Origin of the sequence: Caballeronia arvi (genome assembly GCF_001544695.2) — a bacterium.
Classification (GTDB): Bacteria; Pseudomonadota; Gammaproteobacteria; order Burkholderiales; family Burkholderiaceae; genus Caballeronia; species Caballeronia arvi.
In genome coordinates this window covers 79936-103839 of record NZ_FCOM02000021.1, presented here as the reverse complement: position 1 = coordinate 103839, position 23904 = coordinate 79936, and the positions used below count along the sequence as shown (strand labels likewise).

Below are 23904 nucleotides of genomic sequence, written 5' to 3'. Positions count from 1 at the left end.
GGTTCATCAGGACCGCGGATCGATCCAATGCTTTTCGATGTAGTCCAGGCATTGCATGCGAGAACTACCTGGATGCTCCACTTTCCAGCCGTCCGGAACGTCGAGATGAGCGGGCCATAGCGAGCGCTGCCGCAATTGATTGATCAAGACACAGAACGTGCCTTGTTCGTCGTCGAATGGGTTGTCCACGCTGTTGCTCCCTTCGTTCGTGCTTCGGATTGCAACGAAATATAGGCGCCGGGAGTTAGCAATGAATTAGGCATCGCGGGGGAGAAAAACGGACGCGATGAGCGCCTTGCGATACGACGTGAGGAATGCAAGGCTATTAAATATCGGCTTGGAATGCGGATCAAGGAAAATCGCGCGAAGTCGCGCGTCGAAGGGCACGAGCGGACTTGTCAGTCCTGTGCGCTCGCGCCCCGCATCGATAAGAAACGTTTCACGCGAGGGGAATGCGCGGATCGTCGAGCGGCCTCAGCCGGCCGGGATGAATTACGCGGCAAAGCGCTTCGACGAAGAAGAAATCGCCGAACATCGTCGCACCATCCACGCCGATCCCATGCGGCTTCGAATAGCAAGAGTTATGCAGAAGCCCGTGCTGGCCGTCCTTCGTGAATTCGTCGCGGCAGAGCGCTTCGAGCATCGCGCCACCGTGGCGTTCCCACTTGCGAGCGGCCTGCTCGTCAGGATGAATGCGCGCCATTTCGATGAGCGCCGATGCGACGATGGCCGCCGCCGCCGTGTCCTTGATCTCCGCGTCGCGGCCGGTCGCGTCGAAGTCCCACGGCGGCACCTGACGTCCTTCGAGCCGGCGCAGATAATAGTCGGCGAGCCGTTCGGCCAGATCCAGATACGCCCGCTTGCCCGTTTCGCGCGCGGAATTCACGTAGCCGTAGATCGCCCAGGCCTGACCGCGGCTCCATGCCGATTCGTCGAACGCGCCCTGAAACGTGTAGCCGCGCTTGCGCGCACCGCTCGCGAGATCGTATTCGACGGCGTGATACGTCGAGTCGTCGGCGCGCACGAAGGCGCGCGCGGTCATCTCCGCGTGGGCGTCGGCGGCGTGGCGATAGCTGCCGTCGTCCGCGTAATCGGCGGCCCAGTAGAGCAGCGACAGATTCGCCATCGTATCGATCGCCGATGCGCTGCGCCCGCGCGGGTCCGACAGCGGTCCCCACGACGCGATGTACGCGCCGGAGCGCGTCGTGACGAGGCGTGCCCGCAGCTTGTCGGCGGCTTCGAGCGCGATATTCGCGAACCACGCATCGCCGGTCACGTGATGGCCCGGCACGGCGCTGCTGTCGAAGATGAAGCCGATGTCATGTGTGTTCGGATCGTGCGCGCGCTGCTCGACGAGGCGCATGCGCCCGCGCGCCCATTCGAGAAAGCGCGCCTCGCCGGTATGAAGATACGACGTCAGCAACAAGCCCACCCAGAAGCCGCAGAACCAGTTGCCGTGGCTCCAGGCGTCGCCGTCGTATCCGGCCGACAGCGATGCGGGCAGCCTGACCCATTCGCCGTCGGGGCCGGTGACCTGTGGAAACTCGACGCCGAACGTCAGTTCGTCGGCCGCGACTTTGGCAGCCGTGCGGTCGAGAATGCGCCTGAAGAGCAGTTTCTGTTCGTCGGTGACGGATGACGTTGAATTCGATTCGGACACGATGTCTCCTTGTATGCGTCGATGACGCTGACGCGCGCAATGCGCGATCAGTCGACGCGAGAAAAAAAGAGGGCTTGCAGCGAGATAGAAGCCGAAAGCCCGTCAGATATGGAGCTTTTCCAGGCTGCGCCGATAGTCGATCGGCGAGCGTCCCGTGTGCTTGCGAAAGCACCGGCTGAAGTAAGCGGGATCGTCGAATGAAAGCATCGCGGCGATCTCGGCGATGTTCACTTCCGAGTGGAGCAGCAGGCGCTTCGCTTCGAGCATCACGCGCTCGCGAATGAGCTTGGGCGCGGTGCTTCCCAGCGCCTGCCGCGTCGCTTCATTGAGGGCGCGTTCGGTGACGTTGAGCAGACGCGCGTAATCGGACGCTTCGTTTACCGAACGGAAGTGCTTGTCGAGCAGGCTCTTGAAGCGGCGCGACAGCAGCACGCTACGCGAAGCGCCGGCGTCGCGCATGGCGGCCGCGTCGCACATGCGCGCGACCTTGATCAGGAAGACGTGCAGATAGGCCCAGATCGCATCGGTGTAGCCCACCGACTCTTCATGGTATTCCTGGCGAATGCCGTCCATCACGCGCGCGAGTTCGCGCACCTGCGCATCGCTCAGAAAGAGGCACGGATCGAGCTTTTCGAAGTCGTACACGGGCACGTCGGTTTCCGAGTGCCGGTTCTGCACGCGGAACGCGAAGAACTCGGAAGAGAAACTGAGCGAATAGCCGAGCGTATCCGCGGACAGATCGAGATCGTGCACGCTGCCCGGCGCCATGAAGTAGAGCGTGTGCGGCCGCACGTCATAGCGCACCGAGTCGATCACATGCGAACCGCTGCCCGCGATGACCCACATCATGTGATAGAAGTCGTGCCGATGCGGATACGGCAGCGTCGATTTCAGCGCTTCGATCGGCGCGAGATGAAAATCGGGCGACTTGACGTGTGCGCCATATTCATAGTCGTCGATCCTGATCACAGGAACGTGACAGCAACATGCGGTATCCACCTGTCTCCTCCGGTCCGGCGGCGCAACGGTTTCCTCATGGCGTATGCGCTGCGGCGCAAAAGGCATCTTCGCGAGTGTAGCCTCGCGCGGGCCCGCGCCGTAACTGGCAGTTGCACTATGCATCGCGTGATCCGCGGCGTCATGCGGCCGCGGTGCGCGCGGCGATCGCATGGTCGAAGCGGAGTTCCTTCAACGCGGACAGGCCGCTCAGCACAACGCGTCCCTGCTGGTTGCGCACCGTCGTGTCCATCACGAGAATGCGCTTTGCGGGCTTCTTTTCGACCACGCAAACGTTGATCGTGACCGTATCGCCGATATAAACGGGACCGAGAAAACGCAGCTCCTGTCCGACATACGCGAAGCCCGGCCCCGTCAGTTCGGTGTGCGCGGCGGACACTAGCGCCGCCGTCAGCAGGCCGTGCACGACGCGCCGGCCGAACGGCGAGCGTACCGCGAACGCTTCTTCCATGTGCAGCGGATTCAGGTCGCCCGACAGGTTTCCGAACGCATCCACTTCGGCTTCCGTGACGGTGTGGACGATCGTTTGCGTGCGGCCGATGTCCACATCGTCGAAACGGAGCAGTCCCGGCAGATTCGGCGTGTTTGCGTTCATGCGCTTCTCCTCGAAGTCAATGCGATGCCGCGTTCGACGTAGTCGTCGATCTGTTCCGGCGTGTATCCCAGTTCCGCGAGCACTTCGCGGGTATGTTGTCCCTGACGCGGCGGATGCCGGCGCAGCGGCGGCGCCTCGCCGTCGTAGCGCACCGGATGCGCGAGCAGGCGCACCGGTCCGGCTTCGTCATGGTCGAGATGCATGATCATCTGGTTGTGTTCGACCTGCGGATCGCGTTCGACCTGTTCGTAATCGTTGACCGGCGCGAACCAGATGTCGTGCTCTTCGAACGTGCGCATCCATTCTTCGGTCGTGCGCGTCTTGAGCGCATCGTAGACGAGTCGATTGATGTCCTCGCGGCGCCGCACGTTGTCCTTCGGATGCGTGAATTCGGCCAGTTCGGGAACCGACAGCGCGCCCGCGAGCTTTTGCGTCGGCGTGAGCGACATCGCAATGTAGCCGTCGCGCGTGCGATACACGCCATAAGGCGCGGGATGAAAGCGGCTGCCGGTCGGCGGCTGCGTGCGCTTCCAGAGCGGTCCCTTGTTCATGTAGTACGTGAACGGTTCGATCTGCAGATCGAGTGCCGCATTGAGCAGATTGCTCTCGACCCGCGTGCCGACACCCGTCCGTTCGCGCGCCTGCAACGCGGCGACGACGCCGAACGCCGCGAGCACCGCCGCATGCTGATCGACGATGGCCGAGCCGACCGGCGTCGGCGGCGAGTCCGCTTCACCCGAGAGCATCGTCATGCCGCTCATCGCCTGCAGCAGCAAGTCCTGACCGGGGCGTTTCAGATAAGGGCCGGACGAGCCGTATCCCGTGCACGAGCAATACACGAGCCGCGGATTGACCTCGTGAACCTGCGCATAGCCGAAGCCCATCTTGTCGAGCACGCCGGGCCGGTAGTTCTCGATCAGCACGTCCGCCTCGTGGATCAGCCGCCACACGATCTCTCGCGCGGCGTCCTCGCGCAGGTCGAGCGACAGGCTGCGCTGATTGCGGTTGCCGAGCAGGAAGAACACGCTCACGCCTTCGACGAACGCATCCGCGCCCGTCCAGCTACGCTCGAACGCACCGCCAGGCGGCTCGATCTTGATGACGTCGGCGCCGACATCGGCCAGCATCTGCACGGCCGCCGGCCCTTGCAGAAAATGGGTGAAACTCAGAACCTTGATGCCTTCCAGCATGAAGCCCCCCTTGATCTCAGCGCGCGTTCACGCCAGCAGCGCACGCGCGATGATCATGCGTTGTATTTCGGATGTGCCTTCGACGATCTCGAGCACCTTTGCATCGCCGAACGCGCGCGCGACCGGAAATTCGGCCATCACGCCATAGCCGCCGTGAATCTGCACCGCCTGATGCGCGGCGTGCATCGCCTGTTCGGACACGAAAGCTTTGCCTGCGAGGCCTGCGCATCGAAGGGCTCGCGGGCGTCCTTGCGTGCGGCGGCGTCGTAGAGCATCAGCCGCGCGGCGTGCGCGTGCGTCGCCATGTCGGCGATCTTGAATTGCAGGCCCTGAAACTCCGCGATCGCGCGGCCGAATGCGCGGCGCGTCTTCATGTAGTCGATCGAGCGGTCCAGCGAGCCTTGCAGGATGCCGAGCGCCAACGCGCCGATGAGAATGCGCCCAGTGCTGATCTGCGCGAGCGTCTGCCGCAGCCCCGCGCCGCGTTCGCCGAGCAGATGATCGGCGGGAATGGCGCAGCGTTCGAAGAACAGTTCGTGCGTGATCGATGCGCGCCAGCCGATCTTGCGCAGCTTGCGCCCCGTCTGATAGCCCGGCGTTCCCGACGGCACGATGAAGTTCGAGATTTCCTTGCGGCCGTCGGCGCGCGTGCCGGTCACCGCGGCGATGACGACCGGCCCGCCGATCTCCGTGCCCGAATTGCTGATGAAGGTCTTCGCGCCATCGATGATCCAGCGCTCGCCATCGAACACCGCGCGGGTGCCGATGTTCGCCGCATCCGAACCCGCGTCCGGCTCGGACAAACCTATCGAGCCGATCTGCGCGCCCGTCATGATCGGCCGCAGATAGCGATCCTTCTGCGCGGGCGTGCCGTAGTTCGACAGCAGGCTCGCGACCGTCGAGTTCGCCATCAGCGCATTGGCGACCGCGCAATCCACGCGCGCGAGTTCCTCAAGCACGATGACGAACGAGAGCCAGTCGCCGCCGCCTCCGTTCCATTCCTCGGAATAGGGCAGACCCGTGAAGCCGAGCGCGCCGGCCTTGCGCCAGAGGTCGTAGGGAAATGCTTCCTGCTCCCAGAGCTTTTCGGAAAGCGGCGCGATTTCCTTTTCGGCGAAGCGTCGAACGGCCTCACGGATCATCGTGTGTTGCTCGCCGAGCCAGTGCGGCAGCGTATGCGTCGTCGTCGTTGTCATGGCGATACCGGAGCCGTGTCGGTTCGGGTCGTGCGTTGCGCGAGCCGTCGATCCATGAATTGCCGCAAGCCCGCGCGTGCGCCTTCGCTCGAAAAGTTGACCGCGTAGTGCGCGGCTTCGAGATCGAGTCCCGCCGACAAGGGCAGTTCGCTCGCGCGATTCAATGCGCGCTTGGCCATCTCCACCGCGAAGGGATCGAAGGCGGCGAGCATCGTCGCGAGCGCATGCACTGTATCGAAGAGATCGGCGGGCGCGACCACTTCGTGAATGAACCCGGCCGGCCCGCACTCGCGCGCGGAAAAGCGCCGCCCGCTCAGCACGAAGCGTTTTGCACACGCGAGTCCGAGCTTGGCGACGGCCAGTTGCGTGCCGCCCCAGCCGGGCATCGTGTTGAGCGTGATCTCGGGAAAGGCGAAGCTCGCATTCTCCGACGCCACCAGGAAGTCGCAGGCGAGCGCGAGCTCGAAGCCGCCGCCGAGCGCATAGCCGTTGACCATCGCAATCGTCGGCTTCGCGCATTCGTGCAGGCGCAGCACGGCGCGCTGACCCGCCATCATGTCGCGATATGCCGCGACACCATCGAGCGCGGCGAGACGTTCGATGTCGTTGCCCGCGGCGAACGCCTTCGATCCGCTGCCGGTAATGGCGATGACGCGCGTCGCGTCGTCGGCGATGGCTTCGTCGAGCGCGGTGTCGAGCGCGGCGAGCATCTCGGGTGTGAACGCGTTGAGCTTGTCCGCGCGATTGAGCGTCAGGAGGCGCAGCGCGCCGTATTGCGCGGCGAGAACGGGAACCGTATTCGTCGGCATGGTCACAGCACTTTCAGATACGTCTTGCCCGATGCCACCACGACGCCGTCCTGACGCGTCACGTCGGCGGCGAACACGCATACGTTGCGCTCCTCGTCCTTCTCTTCGAGCGTGAGACGCGCAGTGACCGTGTCGCCGATGAAGACCGGCGCGTTGAACGTGATGTCATAGCGATACGACACCGCGCCGGGGCTCGGCGCCTTCGCGGCCATGTAGCCCATCACCGTGGAGAGGAAGCCGACCGAGAGGCATCCCTGCGCGATGCGCTTTTCGAAGCGCGTGGTCTTCGCATACTCCTCGTTCAGATGCACCGCATAGAAGTCGCCGACGATGCCGGCAAAACCATAGATGTCGTACTCGGAAACCGTCTTGGCGAAATCGGCGGTGTCGCCGATTGCGTAGCAATCCATATGAGGGCGTTTGGCCATGTCGGAGATCGTGGTGAGCGGTTGGGTAAATACGGTGCGACGTCATTGCGTGCCGCACCATCAGTGTGGAAGTCACTTTAAAGAGCGGCTCCATGCGACCGGTAGGACGGTTCGAGCGATCTTTTGGACTTTTTTGCAGCGAGCACGCGATCGCGCGGCGCGGGCGTAAAAAAGTCCAAGAAAATCGAAGCGCGGTCCTAACGCACCGCCGCCGCGATCACAAATACTTGCGTCAACCCGCCGGACCTTGCATCGCATGAAGCAGGGCACAGGAGAGGCGGTGTCCATGTCGCAAAGGAGACAACATGAATTCGCTTTTCAAGGCGCAGCGCATGCTGCGCGTGGCGGTGAGCGCGGCCGTCACCGCGATGTGCGTAGCCGCATCGGCGAGCGCCTTCGCGGACGAGATCGTCATGAAGCTCGGTCACACGCTCGCACCGGACAATCACTATCAGCTCACCGCGCAGGTCTTCGCGAAGGAAGTCGCGCAGCGCACGCACGGACACGTGAAGATCGAGCTCTTTCCGCAATCGCAACTCGGCGGCGAAGTGCAGATGACGCAGGCGCTGCGCACCGGCACGCAGGACCTCATGATTTCCGCGCAGGCGCCGATCGACAACACGATCAAGCAGTGGCAGATCTTCGACATGCCGTATCTTTTCTCGAACATGGACGAGGCGAACCGCGTGCTGCAGGGTCCGGTCGGGCGCAAGTATCTCGACATGATGCAGCCCGTGAACATGGTCGGGCTCACCTGGCTCGCGGTGGGCGAGCGCAATCTCTTCACGACCAAGCGGCCCGTCACTTCGCTCGCGGACATGAAGGACCTGAAGGTGCGCGTGATGCAGAGCCCAGGCTATATCGCGGGCTACAAGGCGCTCGGCGCGAACCCGACGCCGCTCGCCTACAACCAGTTGTTCCTGGCGCTCTCGCAAGGTCTCGTCGATGGCGCGGATACGTCGCCCGAACAGTTCGTGCAGGACAAGTTCTCCGATGTCGCCAAGCATTTCTATGTGACGCACGTGAACTATCTGCCGGTCGTGCTCGCGATGAGCAAGGCGTCGTGGAGCAAGCTGTCGCCCGAAGATCAGAAGGCGTTCCAGGAGTCGGCGAAGATCGCGGCGGATTTCGATCTCAAGGAATACAAGCGCGAATACGATGCGGCCATCGCGACCATGAAGCAGAAGGGCATTCAGGTCACGGTCGTCGATACGGCGCCGTGGGCCGAAGCGACGAAGGGCGCGCGTGAGGAACTGATCGCGAAGATTCCCGACGGCCAGGCGCTCTATCAGGAGATGAACGCGGCCAAGCAGGCCTCGGCGGTCGCATCGAAATGATGGACGGGAAAGACAGGGAAGGCACAACGCAGGCGACGGAGATGACCCGTATGGAAAAGCTCGCGCGCGGCTTGATGTTCATCGACGACATCGTGCTCAAGATCAATCTGTTCGTGTGCAGCAGCCTGTTGCTCGCTGCGGTGATCGTGGCCGGGCTCGGCGTGATCTTCCGCTTCGTGCTGCACGATTCGCTGTCGTGGTCCGACGAGGTCGCGTCTTATCTGTTCGTGTGGCTCACGTGTCTGGGCGCGGCGGCGGGCGTGAAGCTGCGCGCGCATCCTGAAGTGCGCGTGCTCGCGGATCGCGTGCCGGCGGCGTTCGCGCCGCTGCTCAAGGACTTCACCGACTGCGCGATTCTCGGGCTCGGGGCGGTGTTCGTCATGTTCGGTTCGGACATGCTCGCGCTGATGGGCACGGAGACCGCCGCATCGATCCCGATCTCGATGATCTATCCCTATCTCTCGATTCCGGTGTGCGGCGGCCTGCTCGTGTTCCATTCGCTGGTGCGCATCGTCGTCTCGCATCTGGCGCCGCAGGCGCAGACCAACGCCGCGATGGTCGAGGGCGTGTCCGAACATCTCTAGGATAAGGATCACATCATGTGGGCAATCGCTTTGGGAGCGGGGCTGCTCGGTCTGGGCGTTCCGGTGGCCATCTGCATCGGCATCGCGGCGACGCTGGCGTTGTCGGCCAACGGCACGCCGCTGCTCGTCATTCCGCAGCAACTCTTTTCCAATCTCAACAACGTCGGCCTGCTCGCGATTCCGTTCTTCATGCTGACGGGCGCGATCATGGATTCGGGCGGCGTGTCGAAGCGCATCATCGAGTTTTCGCAGGCGCTGGTGGGATTCATGCGCGGCGGCATCGGGCAGGTGACGATCGTCGCGAGCATGTTCTTCGCCGATCTCTCCGGCTCCGCCACCGCCGACACTGCCGCGATCGGTTCGGTCATGATCCCCGGCATGGTGAAGAAGGGCTACGACCGTGCGTTCGCGGTGGCGCTGCAATCGGCGGCGGGATCGCTCGGCCTGCTTTCGCCGGTATCGATGAGCATGCTGGTCTATGCGTACACCGCGAATGTCTCGGTCGGCACGATGTTCATCGCCGGCATCATTCCGATGCTGCTGGTCGTTGCGTCGTTCATGATCGTGAACTACGTGACCGCCGTGCGGCACGGCTACAGCGCCGTCGAGCCGTTCGATGCGGGCAGGCTGTGGAAGACCTTCCGAGAGGCGTTCTGGGCGCTGCTGACGCCGATCATCATTCTGGGCGGCATTCTCGGCGGCATCTTCACGCCGGTCGAGGCGGGCGTGGTCGCCGCCACGTACGTGACCCTGGTTAGCGCGTTCATCTTCCGCACGCTGAAGCTGTCGCACTTCAAGGATATTCTCGTGCGGACGTCCGTGAACACGACGCGCGTGTCGTTCCTGCTCGGGCTGGCGTTCGTGCTCGGCCGCTATCTGATCGAAGCGCAGATTCCGCTGCACGTGGCCAACAGCTTTCTCGCCATCACGACGAGTGCGATCGTTCTGCTCATTCTGATCAACCTTTTCCTGATCGCGGCGCATACCGTGCTGGAAACGATCTCGAGCATCGCGGTGGTGATCCCGGTGTTTCTGCCGCTCGTGATTCAGATGCACATCGATCCGATCGTGTTCGGCGTGATCGTACTGATCAATTCGGCAATCGGCATCAATTTGCCGCCGATCGGATTCTGTCTGTTCACGGCGGCGTCCATCGGCGGGGTGTCGGTGGAAAAGGCGACGCGGGCCATCCTGCCGTTCATTCTCGCGCTCGTGATCGACCTGCTGCTGATCATCTTCTTTCCGCATATCCCGCAGTTTCTGCCGCATCTGCTTGCGGCGAAATAGGGCGGAAAAAGAAAACGCCCGCGCTTCACGCAGGCGTTTCCGTGGCCCCGCTACCGCGCCCCAATAAACGATTTCTCGTCCGCTTTCGCGTCAGGGGCCGGCTTCCGCGCGGCTCGCTTTGAGTATAGGTCATGCGGCGGGATATCCAAGCCGGTTTCGCCCGCGATGGTCAGACGAAAGGCCGTCCTGTCACGGTCCGGGCAGCAGCCGGATGTCTCCATACCACGCGCGTGCCGTGGCGCCGGTATTGTCGGTATCGGTCAGAAGACCGTAGCCCGTGATACGTCCGGGCGGTTCATGAAAGACGCGCTCGTAGTCCTGCGCGATGTTGCGGCGCAGGCTTTGCCATTGACCTGCATCGCCAGCCTGACCCGAGACGACGATCATCTGCACGCGCTTGGTATGCGGATTCGCGATGACGGTATCCGGCGCGGCCGAGGTCGACCACACATACATGAGCGTGGCGTAAGGCAGATCCTGCCCGCCGATGCGCTTCGCCACTTCCATGCTGGTGCGGTCGAACAGCGACAGCTTGCTCTTGTCGCCGTCGAAGACGAACACCAGTCGCGCCGGCGCATCTTCCTTCGATCCCGTCCGGTTGTCCGCGCCGTCGATGGCTTTCTCCGCTTTCCAGCGCCATGCCACGACAGGCGTCTGAGCCAGATCGATATCGCCCTCGTGCATCAGGGCGGAGGCCGAGCGGTCAGCATCCGCTTGCAGGACGGTCGTCTGGCCGTCGCGGACGAGCGTGTATTGCGTCAGCGGCTTTCCATGCACGACCGGAAGGTTCTTCCATCCCGCGGGCAACGGGGCGCCCGGCTCCAGGGTCGAGAAACTGACACCCGGCTTTTCGGCGTGGACCGGAGCGGACAGCGCGGCCAAGAGGAGCGCGAGGCACACGGCCATCGCGGCGCGTGCGGTCGAAGGAATACGCATGGCGTGTCGGCTCCGGCTGATTGGCTTGCTTCATTGTAGGCGGCGGGGCGTGGCGCTTGCCGCTCGAACAGACCTTGCATCAGCGGCGCCCGTGAGGGCGTAAACCCTATTGCACCAAATTTTTGATGCGCCTATATTGCAATTCACCATTAACTATTGCGATGCGATAAATCATGAGCGAAGACGTCCTGTTTTCAAGTCACGGCCGCGTCGCGGTCATCACGCTGAATCGTCCCGAGCGCCTGAACGCGTGGACCACGCCGATGCGCGAGAAGATCATCGCGGCGCTGGATCGCTTCAATGCCGACGAGGAAGTGGCCGCGATCATCATGACGGGCGCGGGTAACCGCGCATTCTCGGCGGGGCAGGACCTGTCGGAGGCGCACGATTTCGACGGAGAGCGCGCGGTCGCGTGGGTCAAGGAATGGCAGCGCTACTACGCGGCGCTGCGCAACCTGAAGAAGCCGCTCGTGATGGCGCTCAACGGCACGGCGGCGGGCTCGGCATTCCAGGTCGCGTTGCTCGGCGATATCCGCGTGGGTCACGCGGGCGTGCGCATGGGCCAGCCTGAAATCAACGCGGGCATCGCCAGCACGACCGGCCCGTGGATCATGAACGCGATGCTCGGCATGTCGCGCACCATCGAACTCACGCTCACCGGCCGCTTGATGGAGGCGGACGAGTGCTATCGGATCGGCTTGCTGCATCACCTCGTCGACGAAGACAAGGTGTTCGAGAAGGCGCTGGAAATCGCCACCGACCTCGCCGGGAAGCCACCCGTCGCGATGCGTCTGGACAAGCAGCGTTTCCGCGAGATGACGGAGCCGGGATTCGTCGACTGCATCGAAGCGGGCGAGCGCATTCAGCGCGAAGCATACGACTCGGGCGAGCCGGCTCGAATGATGGAAGAGTTCTTCAAGAAACGCGCCAAATAAGCCGGGCTGAAGTCGAGCCGCTTTCTTCCAACCCCAGGCGGGAGACCTGAATCATGACGCAAGACTTCAACCCGGCGCGGCGCCGCATTCTTCAAGGCGCGGGCGCGCTCGCCGTGGCCGGCGCGATGCCCTTCGCGGCGCGCGCGCAGGACAAGCAGATCGTGGTATCGGACCCCGGCGGTCCCTATACGACGGCGTATCGCGAAGCGTTCTATGATCCGTTCGAGAAGGCCACCGGCATCAAGGTGGTGAGCGTCGCGCGCGAATCGCAGCCGGTCGCGCAATTCGCGGCGATGGTGCAGACGAAGAACTACGTGTGGGACGTGACGACGCTCACGCTGTCGGCCGACATCCCGTATCTCGAAGCGAAAGGCCTGCTTGAACCGATCGGCCTGAAGGCGAGCGACTACCCGACATCATGCCGGAGGCGATCACGCCGAACTGGCTCGGCGTTGATGTGTACTCGACGGTGCTCGCCTATCGCGCGGACAAGTTCAAGGACAACGGGCCGAAATCGTGGGCGGACTTCTGGGACGTGAAGAAATTTCCCGGCCGCCGCTGCCTGCGCCGCAGTCCGCTCGACACACTCGAACAGGCGCTGCTCGCCGACGGTGTGCCGCTCGACAAGCTCTATCCGCTCGACGTGGATCGTGCGTTCAAGAGCCTCGACAAGATCAAGCCGCACATCAACATCTGGTGGACCTCCGGCGCGCAGGCGATGCAGGCCATCCAGAGCGGCGACGTCGACATGATCTCGACGTGGAATGGCCGGGCGCAGGCCGCCAAGGATGGTGGCGCGCCGGTGACCATCGTGTGGAATCAGGGCCTGTATTCGATCGAAGGCTGGGGCATTCCGAAAGGCACGCCGCGCGCGGATGCCGCGAAGCAGTTCGTGCGCTTTTGCGCCGATGCGAAGCGCCAGGCGCTGCTCACGCGCACGCTCGCCTACGGCCCGACCAACAAGAAGGCATTCGAGACCATCAGCAAGGAACGCGCGACGCTTCTGCCCACGGCGCCCGACAATATCCGGGACATGAAGCTGCCAAGTCCGCAATGGTGGGAAGCGAACCGTCAGAAGGTCACCGAGCGGTTCAACTCGTGGATCATTTCCTGAGGACGGCAAGATGAGCTCGAAACTCGAGGCGATCGGCATTGCGAAGCGCTACGGCGATGCGGTCGCGCTGGAACCGACGGATCTCGCCGTGCAGGCGGGCGAATTCCTGACGCTGCTCGGTCCCTCGGGTTCGGGCAAGACCACGCTGTTGCAGATGATCTCGGGGCTCGTCGCGCCGAGCGCGGGACGCATCGAGATCGACGGGCGCGACGTCACGGATGTCGAGCCGGGCAAGCGTGGCATCGGCATGGTGTTTCAGAGCTATGCGCTCTTCCCGCACATGAGCGTGTGGGACAACGTCGCGTACGGGTTGCGCATGCGCCGCAAATCACGCGATGAAGTGCGCGCGGCCGTCGACGACGCGCTCGCGATGGTGCGCATGACCGAATATGCAAAGCGCTTCCCGAAGGAGCTGTCGGGTGGCCAGCAGCAGCGCATCGCGCTGGCGCGCTGTTTCGCGTACCGGCCGTCGGTGATTCTGCTCGACGAGCCGCTCGGCGCGCTCGACAAGAAACTGCGCGAGCACATGCAGTCCGAGATCCGGCGTCTGCATAAGGAGCTGGGCGCGACCTTCGTCTATGTGACGCACGATCAGGACGAGGCGCTCACGCTCTCCGACCGCATCTGCCTGATGAATCAGGCGCGCATCGAGCAGGTCGGCACGCCGGCCGACCTGTACGACCGCCCCGCCACGCGCTTCGCGGCGGGTTTCATCGGCCATTCGAATCTGCTGGAAGGCGCGCTCGACGAGACGCGCGGCGCGAGCGGCGAGCCGATTCTGCTGGCGGCGGGCGGACGTATTCCCTTGCCGATGAACGCGGGCGCATCGGCCGCGTCCACCGCGCGCCATACGCTGCTGCTGCGTCCCGAAGCGCCCCGTCTCGTCGAGCCGCAGGGCGGTTTCGTCGACGGCACGATCGCGGATGTCGTTTTCTTCGGCAGCGACACGCGCGTGCAGCTTTCGATGAACGACGGCAGCGAGCTCACGGTACGCTGCGAGCGCAGCCTCAGCCCGCGCATCGGCGACAGGGTCGGTCTCGTGTGGGACCCGCATCGCACGACCCTGCTGCACGCCTGAGGAGACGCCATGACCATCGCCCTACACGCGCATCGCGAGAAGGATGCCTCGCGCCGCGCATGGTCCGTGCGGCTTGCACGCTGCGCGCGCTTTCTGCCCGCCGTGCCGACGCTGCTGTTCCTGCTGGTGTTTTTCATCGTGCCGGTCGGCGAGATCCTGCAAGGCGGGCTAGTGAGCGCCGACGGGCAGATCGGCCTCGCGCAGTTCGAGCGCATCGCGCGCACGCCGGTCTACGCCAAGGTGCTGTGGATCACGTTCGCGATTTCGTTCATGACGGCGGCGCTCTCGATCCTGCTCGGCTATCCGGTCGCGTACATGCTGAGCCGTCTCACGGAACGCGTGCGCGAGCGCTGGCTGCTATGGATCATGCTGCCGTTCTGGACCAGCTATCTCGTGAAGACCTACGCGTGGATGCTGCTGCTCTCGAAAACCGGCGTGCTCTCGACCATCGCGCTGTCGCTGGGTCTCGTGCAGGAGACGACGGGCACGATCCCGTCGCTGACCGGCGTGCTCATCGGCATGGTTCATTCGATGCTGCCGCTCGCCGTGATGACCATGCTTCCCGTGATGCGCGGCATCGACGATCGCCTCGCGCAAGCCGCCGAAACGCTCGGCGCGCAACGCAGCATGAGCTTCTTCACGGTGTTTCTGCCGCTGTCTTCGCCGGGCGTGGCGGCAGCCGGACTGCTGGTATTCATCTCGAGCCTCGGCTTCTTCATCGTGCCTGCGCTACTCGGCTCGCCGAAGGAAACGATGATCGCGCAACTCGTCATCTCCTCGGTGCTCGAACTGTTCGACATGCGTTTCGCTGGCGCCTTGTCGACGGTGCTGCTCGTCTGCTCGATCGTCATCTTCTTCGTGTACGACCGCATGGTCGGCCTCACGTCGCTCACGGGCGAAACGACGGAGCGTTCGCGGGGCTCGCGTGCGGCCGGTTTCAGGCTGGCGCTTCTATTGACGGCGGGCCACGTCTTCGCGCCCTTCATGCTGAGGCGCAGGACGCACGCCGAACCGTCCGCGCGCGCTGCGAGCCCGCTCGGCCTGTACACCTGCGTGATCATGGCGGTGCTGGTCGCGCCGGTGCTGTCGGTCATCCCGTATGCGTTCACGAAGAGCGATTACATCGCGTTCCCGCCGAAGCCCTTCAGCATGAAATGGTTCGGCACCTTCATGGATTCGCCGGTGTGGCACAGCGCGGTCATCCGCTCCTTCGAAGTCGGTCTCGGCACGGCGCTGCTGTCGCTGCTGCTGGGCTTCGGCGCGACGCTCGCGATGACACGCATGCCGCGCCGCGCAAGCAAGCCGATGTTCGCGCTGCTGGTCGCGCCGCTGATCGTGCCGCGCATCGTCGTCGCGGTCGGGCTGCTGTATCTGTTCGGGCGCTTCGGCCTCACGGGCACCAATCTCGGCCTCGTCATCGGTCATACGGTGCTCGCGATTCCCTATGTGGTGGTGACGCTCGCCGCGGGCTTCCAGCGATTCGACTGGCGTCTGGACGATGCCGCGCGCGTCATGGGCGCTTCTCCGCTGAGGCGCGTCACGTCGGTCGTGCTGCCGCTCCTGATGGCGAGCGTGACCGCCGCGTTCCTGTTTGCGTTCCTCGTGTCGTTCGACGATCTGACCATCGCGATCTTCGTGAGCGGTGGCATCAATTCGACGCTGCCCAAACAGATGTGGGACGACATCCAGCTCGCGATCACCCCGACGCTTGCTGCGGTCTCGACCACGCTCGTCATCCTCATCGCCCTCGTGGTCGCGATTTCTTCCTGGCTCAAGCGCCGCGCGCGCTGACTCACGGGCTTTCAACCGGTTCGGACATGCATCGTTACTCAGACTATTTCGCTCATCGTCACGCAGAGGACGAACTGGATTGCGTGCCGTTGCTCGCGGCGGGCCTGCGCATGGCGCCCGCGCGCACCGTCGTGCATTTCGACGATCACGCGATCACTTGCGAGGACGCCGCGCGGCACATCGCGCAGTTGCAGCGCTGGTTCGCCGATGCCGGACTCGGGCAGGGCGACCGCGTCGCCGTGATGCTCGGCAACAGCCCGGAGCATATCCACCTGATCTACGCGCTCGTGTTGAGCGGGCTCGTCTGGGTGCCGGTCAACACGAAGCTGCGCGCGGCGGGCCTCGAATATCTGCTGCAACATGCGGAGCCGAAACTCTTCGTGATCGACGACGACTTCGACGCCGTGACCGCGTCGATCGATTGTGGCGCATCGCGCCGCGTGCGTCTGCCCGCCTTCGATGCGAGCGAGACGAACGCGCGCTTCACGACGCCCGACATCGGCGTGCACGATCCGCTGTGCATCATTTACACGTCGGGCACGACGGGCGCGCCGAAGGGCGTCGTCTTCACGCACCGCATGATGCGCATCGCGAGTGAAGCGGCGCTGAAGGTCGCCGACGTGCGCGCGGGCGACCGTCTTTTCCTGTGGGAGCCGTTATGCCATATCGGCGGGGCGCAGATGCTGCTGCTGCCGTTTCTCGAGGCCGTCACGCTGTGCGCGGTGCCGCGATTCTCGGCATCGCATTTCTGGGCGCAGATCGAGCGCGCCGGGGCGACGCAGTTGCACTACCTCGGCGGCGTGCTCGACATCCTCATGCAATTGCCCGAAGACGCGCAGCCAGCGTCACATACGTTGCGCGTCGCCTGGGGCGCGGGGGTGAGTGCGCCGGCGTGGGAGCCGATTCAGGATCGTCTCAGGGTGCGCCTGCGCGAGTGCTACGGCATGACCGAATGCTCGAGCTTCGCGACGATGAACGCCACCGGCAAGCCGGGTTCGATCGGCCGGGCGCTGCCGTGGATCGACATCGAATTGCTCGATGCCGACGGCCAGCCCGTGGAGGAGGGCGAAGCCGGCGAAATGGTGTTGACGAGCAAGGTGGACGGCACCTTTCTGCCGACGTATCTGAAGAACCCCGACGCGACCGGGGCTGCGCTGCGCAACGGCAAGCTGCACACGGGCGACCGCGCGCGCCGCGACGCCGAGGGCGATCTGTACTTCATCGGCAGGCAGACGGACAGCATGCGCGTGCGTGGAGAGAACGTGTCCGCATGGGAAATCGAGCGCATTTTCGCGGCGCATCCGGCGATTCGCGCGAGCGCTGCGATCGGCGTGACGTCCGCGATCGGCGAGCAGGACATTCTGCTCAACGTCCAGTTCAAGGACGAGCCGGTCGAATGGGAAGCGATGCACGCCTGGGCGCGCGAACGTCTCGCGAGCTTTCAGTTGCCGCGCTATTACCGCGCGGTGGCGGCCTTCGAACTGACGGCGAGCGAGCGCATCAAGAAGCATCTGTTGCCGCGCAACATCGAGGGCGCATGGGACCGGCTGGGGAAAGTGCACGCGCAGTGAGATAATTCGCGGTTCGAACCGAACGACAACAAGACCGATGAGCGACGAGCCCAAAGCCCCGCGCAAGCGCAAGACTCCCGCGGCGAAGCCGCAAGGCGAAACGGCGGACCCGAGCGCGTCGTCGCTTTACGTGCAGTCGGTCGAGAAAGCCATGAAAGTGCTCACCGCTTTCGACGGCAGCAAGCGGCAATTATCGCTCTCGGAAATTTCATCGATTACCGGCTTCGACCTGAGCGCGACGCAGCGGTTCACGTACACGCTGTCCGCGCTGGGCTATCTCTTCAAGGACCCGGACAGCCGCAAATACGAGCTGTCGCCGCGTCTTCTGGACTTCACTTACCACTACCTTACGTCTAACGAGCTCGTGAGCCGTGCGACGCCGTATCTTCAGCAACTCGGATCGGAGACGGAAGAAGCGACCAATCTCACCGTGCTCGACGATACCCACATCGTGTTCGTGCTGCGCATCGTGAGCCGCAACGTGTTCAACGCCCATGTGATCACCGGCTCGCGTCTGCCCGCCTATTGCACGGCGCCCGGCCTTGCGATTCTCGCGACGCTCGCGGACGGCGAAATCGACGACATTCTCTCGCGCACGAATCTCGTGCCCTACACGGCGTCGACCGTGTATCAGCCGCGCAAGATCAGGGAACGCATCGCGCAGATTCGCAAGCAGGGCTACGCGCATACGGAAGACGAATACTTCGTCAGCGACATTTCGACGGCCGCGGCCATCACGAACGTGAGCGGACGCGGAATCGGCGCGGTGAACATCGCGGTGGCGCGCTCGCGCTGGCAGCCGGATCGCGATGAAAAACGCTTCGCCGATCTCGTGATCTCCACGGCATCGGCCATTTCGACGCGGCGGCGCGTCGAGTAGGCATCGCACCGGGATTCAATCGAGCGCTCTCGCGCGGCGGCATCCGAACGACGGCTCATTCGTCGCGATGACTCCGCTCTGCTTCACGTTCCACTTCACGTTTCGTTTCGCGCCTGGCCGAATTCCCGCGCCGGGACGTCGAGCGCGACACGATTGCGTCGATGGTATGCCGTGCCGATGTCTGTCGATTGTGCCTTGCGACGCGTGCGAGCTGTCTCGCGCTCTCGGGATGGAGTGCCCAGTAAAGCGCCGCGAACCAGCCGATGATGGTCCAGCCGAACAGCACGTTGAATAGAGCGAGCAGCAGCACGGACCGGCGTTTCGACCGGTCCGCCAGTATCGCTGGCAGCAGATAGACGACGGTCACCGCGATGGCCAGCAGAATCTCCTCGACGACGCGCAAAATGTTCGCTCCCGTGGAATCGTCGCACGCTTGGGCGCGCTCTTCGAGTATAGCTATCCGATGACGATATGGCGTGCTCGCGCAAGTACAATGACCGCTGAACGCGCGCGCATCGGCGCACTCTCTGCAAGGCAACGGAGACGGAGACACCATGACGGTTCCGGCGAACAACCTCTACGAGCGCTGGCAGGAGCAGATCCAGCAGGATTTGATGGCGCGCGTGAAGGCGCATCAGCATGAGGTGCTCAAGGCAAGGGCGCTTCAGGCCCAGGCCGGCGCATCCAGGCCGCTCATTCTGCTCGGCGACGGCGATTCCTGGTTCGACTATCCGCTGCCGGACCCGCTTCACGCCACGGACGTGCTGGAGGCGCTGAAGACCACCGGCACGCCCGCTCCGCTGATCCTCAAGCTCGCGCACTACAGCGACGCGACCACGACCATCCTCGGCGTGACCCGGCGCAACCGCCTCATCGCGCAGTTGCGGGATGCGGCCAACGGACCCATCGACGCCTTGCTGTTTTCCGGCGGCGGCAACGACGTGGTCGGCGACCAGTTCCGTTTCTGGCTCAACGATGCGAGCGCCGTCGGCAACGATCCCGCGCGCGGCATCGACGTGCAGCGTCTCGGCTATATCTTCGGCGTGGTCGAGAGCGCCTATCTCGACCTGATCCGCATTCGCGACCAGTTCGCGCCGCGCGCGACGATCTTCGTGCACGCGTACGACTTCGCGATTCCTTCCAACATCGGGGCCTGTCATCTCGCGGGACCGTGGCTGCGGCCATCGCTCGTCGATCGCGGCTGGCCGGACCTTGCGCCCGGCAGCCTGATCGTGAAGGCGATGCTCGTCCACTTCCACGCGATGTTGCAGCGGCTCGCGAGCGATCCAGCCAACGACATGGTGCTGGTCCAGACCCAGGGCACGCTCGCGCCCGACGAATGGGCCAACGAGCTGCATCCGACCGGCGCTGGCTTCGCGAAGATCGGCGCGCGCTTCAGGAGCGCGCTTGCTGCGCGGTTTCCGGGGCGCATATGAGCAAGGTAATAAGATTCGGACATCTTACTATGTCAACGATTCGGGGATTCGTTGTGGCGCTGTCGCTCGTCGGCGCCGCGGCGCACGCGCAGACCGCCGACTTCTGGGGCACGCGTATTCCCGATCAGCCGACGCAGTTCATCTTCGGCTACGGTTCGCTCATCAACACGCCATCACGCAATGCGACGAGCGCCAAGCCGGTTGCGGCGATTCCGGTGCGCGTCTCCGCAGCCTTCGGCTATGTGCGGAGCTGGAGCGACCGCGCGCGCTCGGGCTTCACGGCGCTCGGCCTGCGACGTCCGTTCGACGGCGAAGGGCCGATGACGATCAACGGCGTGATCTATCCCGTAGCCGGCAACGACATGTCCGCGTTCGATGCGCGCGAGAAAGGATACGTGCGCGTCGAGGTGCCGCGCGCGCTGATCGAGGCCGTGTCGTGGCAGCAGTTACCGGCGCAGGGAACGGTCTGGGTCTATGTGCCGAAGGCGGAAGGCAAGGCGCCCGGCGAAGGGCTTCCGGCGCCGGACGCAAGGTTTCCGCTTGTCGAGTCGTATATCGATGTCGTGATCGAGGGCGGACTCGAATACGGGCCGGAATTTGCGCGCGAGATCATCGAGACCACGCGGGACTGGAGTCCGTACTGGCTCAACGACCGCACGCTCGCGCGCCGGCCGTGGGTATTCGACAAGCAGTTCGCGGCGGTCGATGCCTTGCTCTCTTCCTCCGCGCCGTGCTTCGCGCAACGGGCGTTCTCCGAGGACTATGCCGCCGCGAGCGCCGCTATCGCGAAACGCAAAGGCGACGTGTGTCTTCGCGAGGCGCACGGCCGTTAGATCACGTTAACCCTCGATGTCGAAAACGGCATCGTTCAGTGTCGAATCCGGAAACGTTCCAAAGCGCGAGGCTCCTTAACATTCGCTCACATCACCCGAATCTTCAAAGGAGAAGAGCGCATGAAAATGGAGAACCTCATCAGGATCGAGAACGGCGACAAGGCCACGCACACGTTCTCCGATGCCGAATATGCGAACCGTCACGGCAAGCTGCGCGACATGATGGCGCGCGAGAACATCGACGCGGTGCTGTTCACTTCGTATCACAACATCAACTACTACGCCGACTTTCTGTATTGCTCGTTCGGGCGCAAGTACGGACTCGTCGTGACGCCGGGGAAGGTCGTCTCGATTTCGGCGAACATCGATGGCGGTCAGCCGTGGCGGCGCACGGTCGGTGACTATAACGTCGTCTATACGGACTGGCAGCGCGACAACTTCTTCCGCGCAGTGCAAGGGGAGATCGACAACAAGGGCCGCGTGGGCGTGGAATTCGATCAGCTTCCCGTTGAAACGCTGACGAAGCTGAAGGCGGCGCTGCCGTCTGTCGAATTCGTCGATATCAGCGTGCAGACGATGCGCATGCGCATGATCAAGTCGGCCGAAGAGATCGACGTCATCACACACGGCGCGAATGTGTGCGACGTGGGCGGCGCGGCGCTCGCGGCGGCAGTGCATGAAGGCGTGCCTGAGCACGAAGTCGCGCTGGCATCGACGCAGGCGATGGTGCGCGAGATCGCGCGGCGGTTTCCCGATTCGGAGCTGATGGACACCTGGACGTGGTTCCAGTCCGGCATCAACACGGATGGCGCGCATAACCCCGTCACGACGCGCAGGGTGCAGAAGGGCGACATCCTGAGCCTGAATTGCTTCTCGATGATCGCCGGGTACTACACCGCGCTCGAACGCACGATGTTCTTCGATCACTGTTCCGACGCGCATCTTCGCCTGTGGAAGATCAATGTCGAGGTGCATGAAGCGGGGCTGAAGCTCATCAAACCGGGCGCGCGCTGCTGCGATATCGCCAGCGAGCTCAACAAGATCTATGCCGAATACGGCGTCCTGCAATACCGCACGTTCGGTTACGGCCACTCGTTCGGCGTGCTCTCGCACTACTACGGGCGCGAGGCGGGACTCGAACTGCGCGAGGACATCGAGACGGTGCTCGAACCCGGCATGGTCGTGTCGATGGAACCGATGATCATGCTGCCGCAAGGCTTGCCCGGTGCTGGCGGCTATCGTGAGCATGACATTCTCGTCGTCGGTGAAAAGGGTGCGACGAATATCACCGGTTTCCCGTACGGGCCGGAGCGCAATATCATCGGTGGGTGAGTTGCGTTTGCGGGTCGACGAGCGTGATGTGGGCGACGTCACGCATCCGTCGCGGTCAACACCCGCTGCACCTTGCCTTCCTCCATCCAGATGACCTTGTCGGCGGCCTTGAACCACCGGTCGTCATGACTCACAGCGATGATCGTCTTCCCCGCGGCCTTCAGCCGCGGCAGCAACTTCTCGTAGTAATAGCGGCGAAACTGCGGGTCCTGATCGGCGGCCCATTCATCGAAGATGAGAACGGGCCGGCCTTCCGCGAGCGCGCTGACCATCGCGAGGCGCTTGCGTTGTCCGCTCGACAGATCCGTCGTGCTGAAGCGCCCCTGCTTGTAATGGACCTTCTCCGACAGATCCATTTCACGGATCAGGTCGGCGAGATCGTCATGCGCGGCGTCGAGTCCATAGAGACGGTCGAACAGATGGAAGTCCGAGAAGATCACCGAAAAGAGCTGGCGATACGCCGCCGCGTTGTCATCGGCGACGGTGGTTGCGTCCCAGCGCACTTCGCCCGCATCCTGCGCATAGAGCTGCGTGATCAGATTGATCAGCGTCGACTTGCCGCTGCCATTGCCGCCCGCGATGAAGGTCACTTCGCCCGCCTTGATGAACAGATCGCATGGGCCGACCGCAAAGCCTTGCTGTCCGTCCCCATTCTTGTAGCGGTAGCTCACGCCGCTCAGCGTGATGCCGTGCACCAGTTCCGCCTTGTTGCCGCCCGCGCCCGCTTCGGCCGCGCGTTTCGCCTGATCGAGTTCGCCTTCGAGCGCATCGAGCCGGTCGACGGCGAGATCGGCGCGCGACACCGCGGGCAATGCCTGAATCAGACTGGCGATGGCGCCGCCGGAAAACACGATGACGAGAATGATCTTCGCGGGCGTCGATGTGTCGCTGATGTAGTAGGGCGTCAGAAACACCATGCAGCCGAGCAGGCCGTAGAAGAACGCATCGCTCAGCGTCTGGCCGCGATTGAAGCCGCGCCCCGAACTCACGCGCAGATCCTGCACGGCGAGCGCGCGCTGCACGATGTAGTTATCGAAGAGATCGGTGTCGCGGCGCGCATTCATCTTGATCTCGCGAAAGCCGCGCAATAGATGATCGAAGCTCGAACGAAAAGCGCTTTCGAGTTCCGTCGCTTCCTTCGAGAGCGCTTCCGCATACGCATAGCTGCTGCGATAAAAGAACGTCGCGACGCTGAGAAACAGCAGCGTAATCGCGAACGCAATCAGCGACAGATAGCCGATATAAAGCGCGGAAGACAATAACTGCGTGACGAAATAGATCAGCACGATGACGGTCGGCGCGGCTTCCTCGATGGTCTGCAAGTCCCGGCCGATGGCGTAATCGACGCGAATGGGGCCGATGTTTTCATACGCCTCCAGGTCCAGCGACCGCACCGCCCGCGCGATGTTCAGACGCTTCTGCAGGATGAAGTTCGAAATGACGACGGTCGTTGCGTTCAGCGCATAGTTCATCGCCAGCAGCAGCGCGACGCTGGCGATGATGAAGAACCCCATCAGATAGATATTCGGTCCCTTCGACTGATCGTAGTTCGCGACGGTCGTGACCAGTGCGATCACGCCGGACATCATCACGCCCGGCAGCGTCGAGGCCAGCAGCAGGGGGACGTGGCCGCGTTTAGCCTCGGCGAACAGGAGCTTGATGAATTTCATGTGTGCTTGCGGTCTCCGTGCTACGGCGCGTCGCGCCGCAGGCTCGCTGGCCGGATGTCGGTCCAGTTCTCGTTGATATAGGCCACGCACGCCGCGCGCGCCGCCACGCCGAACACGCTCTCCCATCCCGCGGGCACCGGCGCGAACGACGGCCATAGCGAATGCTGCCCTTCGTCATTGCGCAGCACGAGGAACTCGCCGGTTTCATCGTCGAAAGGATTCATC

The 23904-nt window shown here is 63.6% G+C and carries 22 protein-coding genes and 2 pseudogenes; 12 read left to right on the top strand and 12 right to left on the bottom strand.

Annotated features, from left to right (window positions below; genetic code table 11):
- Positions 1-6: 6 nt before the first annotated feature.
- The 8 genes and pseudogenes from AWB74_RS22685 to AWB74_RS22650 all read right to left on the bottom strand — a co-directional run bounded on the left by AWB74_RS22685 (position 7) and on the right by AWB74_RS22650 (position 6895).
- Positions 7-189 carry an MbtH family protein gene (locus AWB74_RS22685; RefSeq protein ID WP_087039152.1) on the bottom strand — a complete coding sequence of 61 codons (183 nt, stop codon included), beginning with the start codon at positions 187-189 and terminating at the stop codon, positions 7-9.
- Positions 190-439: 250 nt separating this feature from the next.
- Complete coding sequence (locus tag AWB74_RS22680; protein ID WP_061148964.1) at positions 440-1660, bottom strand: AGE family epimerase/isomerase; 1221 nt, start codon at positions 1658-1660, stop codon at positions 440-442.
- 102 nt (positions 1661-1762) lie between these two features.
- Positions 1763-2659, bottom strand: a complete 897-nt coding sequence (locus AWB74_RS22675) for a helix-turn-helix domain-containing protein (RefSeq protein WP_061148975.1) — start codon at positions 2657-2659, stop codon at positions 1763-1765.
- A gap of 139 nt (positions 2660-2798) precedes the next feature.
- The gene (locus AWB74_RS22670; protein WP_061148963.1) at positions 2799-3272 is read right to left on the bottom strand and encodes a MaoC family dehydratase; all 474 of its coding nucleotides are present in this window, start codon (positions 3270-3272) and stop codon (positions 2799-2801) included.
- Positions 3269-4462, bottom strand: a complete 1194-nt coding sequence (locus tag AWB74_RS22665; RefSeq protein WP_061148962.1) for a CaiB/BaiF CoA transferase family protein — start codon at positions 4460-4462, stop codon at positions 3269-3271. The genes AWB74_RS22670 and AWB74_RS22665 overlap by 4 nt, the downstream gene beginning before the upstream one ends.
- A 27-nt stretch (positions 4463-4489) precedes the next feature.
- Positions 4490-5604: pseudogene (locus tag AWB74_RS22660) on the bottom strand (acyl-CoA dehydrogenase family protein).
- 50 nt (positions 5605-5654) lie between these two features.
- On the bottom strand, positions 5655-6467 hold the full coding sequence (locus AWB74_RS22655) for an enoyl-CoA hydratase/isomerase family protein (RefSeq protein WP_061148961.1): 813 nt from the start codon (positions 6465-6467) through the stop codon (positions 5655-5657).
- A gap of 2 nt (positions 6468-6469) precedes the next feature.
- Complete coding sequence (locus tag AWB74_RS22650; protein WP_200822016.1) at positions 6470-6895, bottom strand: MaoC family dehydratase; 426 nt, start codon at positions 6893-6895, stop codon at positions 6470-6472.
- Between the two features lie 305 nt (positions 6896-7200).
- Between AWB74_RS22650 and AWB74_RS22645 the strand changes: the two genes are divergently transcribed.
- From AWB74_RS22645 to AWB74_RS22635, 3 genes are read left to right on the top strand one after another with little or no spacing between them, the layout of a single operon-like run.
- Positions 7201-8232, top strand: a complete 1032-nt coding sequence (locus tag AWB74_RS22645; protein ID WP_061148959.1) for a TRAP transporter substrate-binding protein — start codon at positions 7201-7203, stop codon at positions 8230-8232.
- 41 nt (positions 8233-8273) lie between these two features.
- Positions 8274-8816: a TRAP transporter small permease gene (locus AWB74_RS22640; protein WP_235024655.1), complete on the top strand. Its 543-nt coding sequence runs from the start codon at positions 8274-8276 to the stop codon at positions 8814-8816.
- Positions 8817-8831: 15 nt separating this feature from the next.
- The gene (locus AWB74_RS22635) at positions 8832-10103 is read left to right on the top strand and encodes a TRAP transporter large permease (protein ID WP_061148958.1); all 1272 of its coding nucleotides are present in this window, start codon (positions 8832-8834) and stop codon (positions 10101-10103) included.
- 189 nt (positions 10104-10292) lie between these two features.
- Here the strand turns inward: AWB74_RS22635 and AWB74_RS22630 are convergent, their stop codons facing one another.
- Positions 10293-11039, bottom strand: coding sequence for a DUF3047 domain-containing protein (locus AWB74_RS22630; protein ID WP_061148957.1), 747 nt, complete (start codon positions 11037-11039; stop codon positions 10293-10295).
- A gap of 173 nt (positions 11040-11212) precedes the next feature.
- Between AWB74_RS22630 and AWB74_RS22625 the strand changes: the two genes are divergently transcribed.
- The 6 genes and pseudogenes from AWB74_RS22625 to AWB74_RS22600 all read left to right on the top strand — a co-directional run bounded on the left by AWB74_RS22625 (position 11213) and on the right by AWB74_RS22600 (position 18408).
- On the top strand, positions 11213-11974 hold the full coding sequence (locus tag AWB74_RS22625; RefSeq protein WP_061148956.1) for an enoyl-CoA hydratase/isomerase family protein: 762 nt from the start codon (positions 11213-11215) through the stop codon (positions 11972-11974).
- A 53-nt stretch (positions 11975-12027) separates the two neighbouring features.
- A pseudogene (locus AWB74_RS22620) lies at positions 12028-13088 on the top strand (ABC transporter substrate-binding protein).
- Between the two features lie 10 nt (positions 13089-13098).
- Positions 13099-14166, top strand: a complete 1068-nt coding sequence (locus AWB74_RS22615; protein ID WP_061148955.1) for an ABC transporter ATP-binding protein — start codon at positions 13099-13101, stop codon at positions 14164-14166.
- 9 nt (positions 14167-14175) lie between these two features.
- A complete protein-coding gene (locus AWB74_RS22610; protein WP_061148954.1) occupies positions 14176-15957 on the top strand; it encodes an ABC transporter permease subunit in 1782 nt (593 codons plus the stop codon).
- 26 nt (positions 15958-15983) lie between these two features.
- Complete coding sequence (locus tag AWB74_RS22605; RefSeq protein WP_061148953.1) at positions 15984-17528, top strand: AMP-binding protein; 1545 nt, start codon at positions 15984-15986, stop codon at positions 17526-17528.
- Positions 17529-17565: 37 nt separating this feature from the next.
- Complete coding sequence (locus tag AWB74_RS22600) at positions 17566-18408, top strand: IclR family transcriptional regulator (RefSeq protein ID WP_061148952.1); 843 nt, start codon at positions 17566-17568, stop codon at positions 18406-18408.
- Between the two features lie 55 nt (positions 18409-18463).
- Here AWB74_RS22600 and AWB74_RS22595 read toward each other — a convergent pair whose 3' ends face one another.
- Positions 18464-18811 carry a superinfection immunity protein gene (locus AWB74_RS22595; RefSeq protein WP_235024654.1) on the bottom strand — a complete coding sequence of 116 codons (348 nt, stop codon included), beginning with the start codon at positions 18809-18811 and terminating at the stop codon, positions 18464-18466.
- 151 nt (positions 18812-18962) lie between these two features.
- Here AWB74_RS22595 and AWB74_RS22590 point away from each other — a divergent pair, with 151 nt between their 5' ends.
- The 3 genes from AWB74_RS22590 to AWB74_RS22580 all read left to right on the top strand — a co-directional run bounded on the left by AWB74_RS22590 (position 18963) and on the right by AWB74_RS22580 (position 22009).
- Positions 18963-19844, top strand: coding sequence for a hypothetical protein (locus AWB74_RS22590; RefSeq protein WP_061148951.1), 882 nt, complete (start codon positions 18963-18965; stop codon positions 19842-19844).
- A 29-nt stretch (positions 19845-19873) separates the two neighbouring features.
- Entirely contained in the window at positions 19874-20677 is an 804-nt protein-coding gene (locus tag AWB74_RS22585) for a gamma-glutamylcyclotransferase family protein (protein ID WP_061148950.1), read from the top strand.
- 120 nt (positions 20678-20797) lie between these two features.
- Positions 20798-22009, top strand: coding sequence for a M24 family metallopeptidase (locus tag AWB74_RS22580; protein WP_061148949.1), 1212 nt, complete (start codon positions 20798-20800; stop codon positions 22007-22009).
- 38 nt (positions 22010-22047) lie between these two features.
- Here AWB74_RS22580 and AWB74_RS22575 read toward each other — a convergent pair whose 3' ends face one another.
- Complete coding sequence (locus AWB74_RS22575; RefSeq protein WP_061148948.1) at positions 22048-23679, bottom strand: cyclic peptide export ABC transporter; 1632 nt, start codon at positions 23677-23679, stop codon at positions 22048-22050.
- A 20-nt stretch (positions 23680-23699) separates the two neighbouring features.
- Positions 23700-23903 carry an MbtH family protein gene (locus tag AWB74_RS22570; RefSeq protein ID WP_061148947.1) on the bottom strand — a complete coding sequence of 68 codons (204 nt, stop codon included), beginning with the start codon at positions 23901-23903 and terminating at the stop codon, positions 23700-23702.
- Between the last annotated feature and the right edge of the window lies 1 nt (position 23904).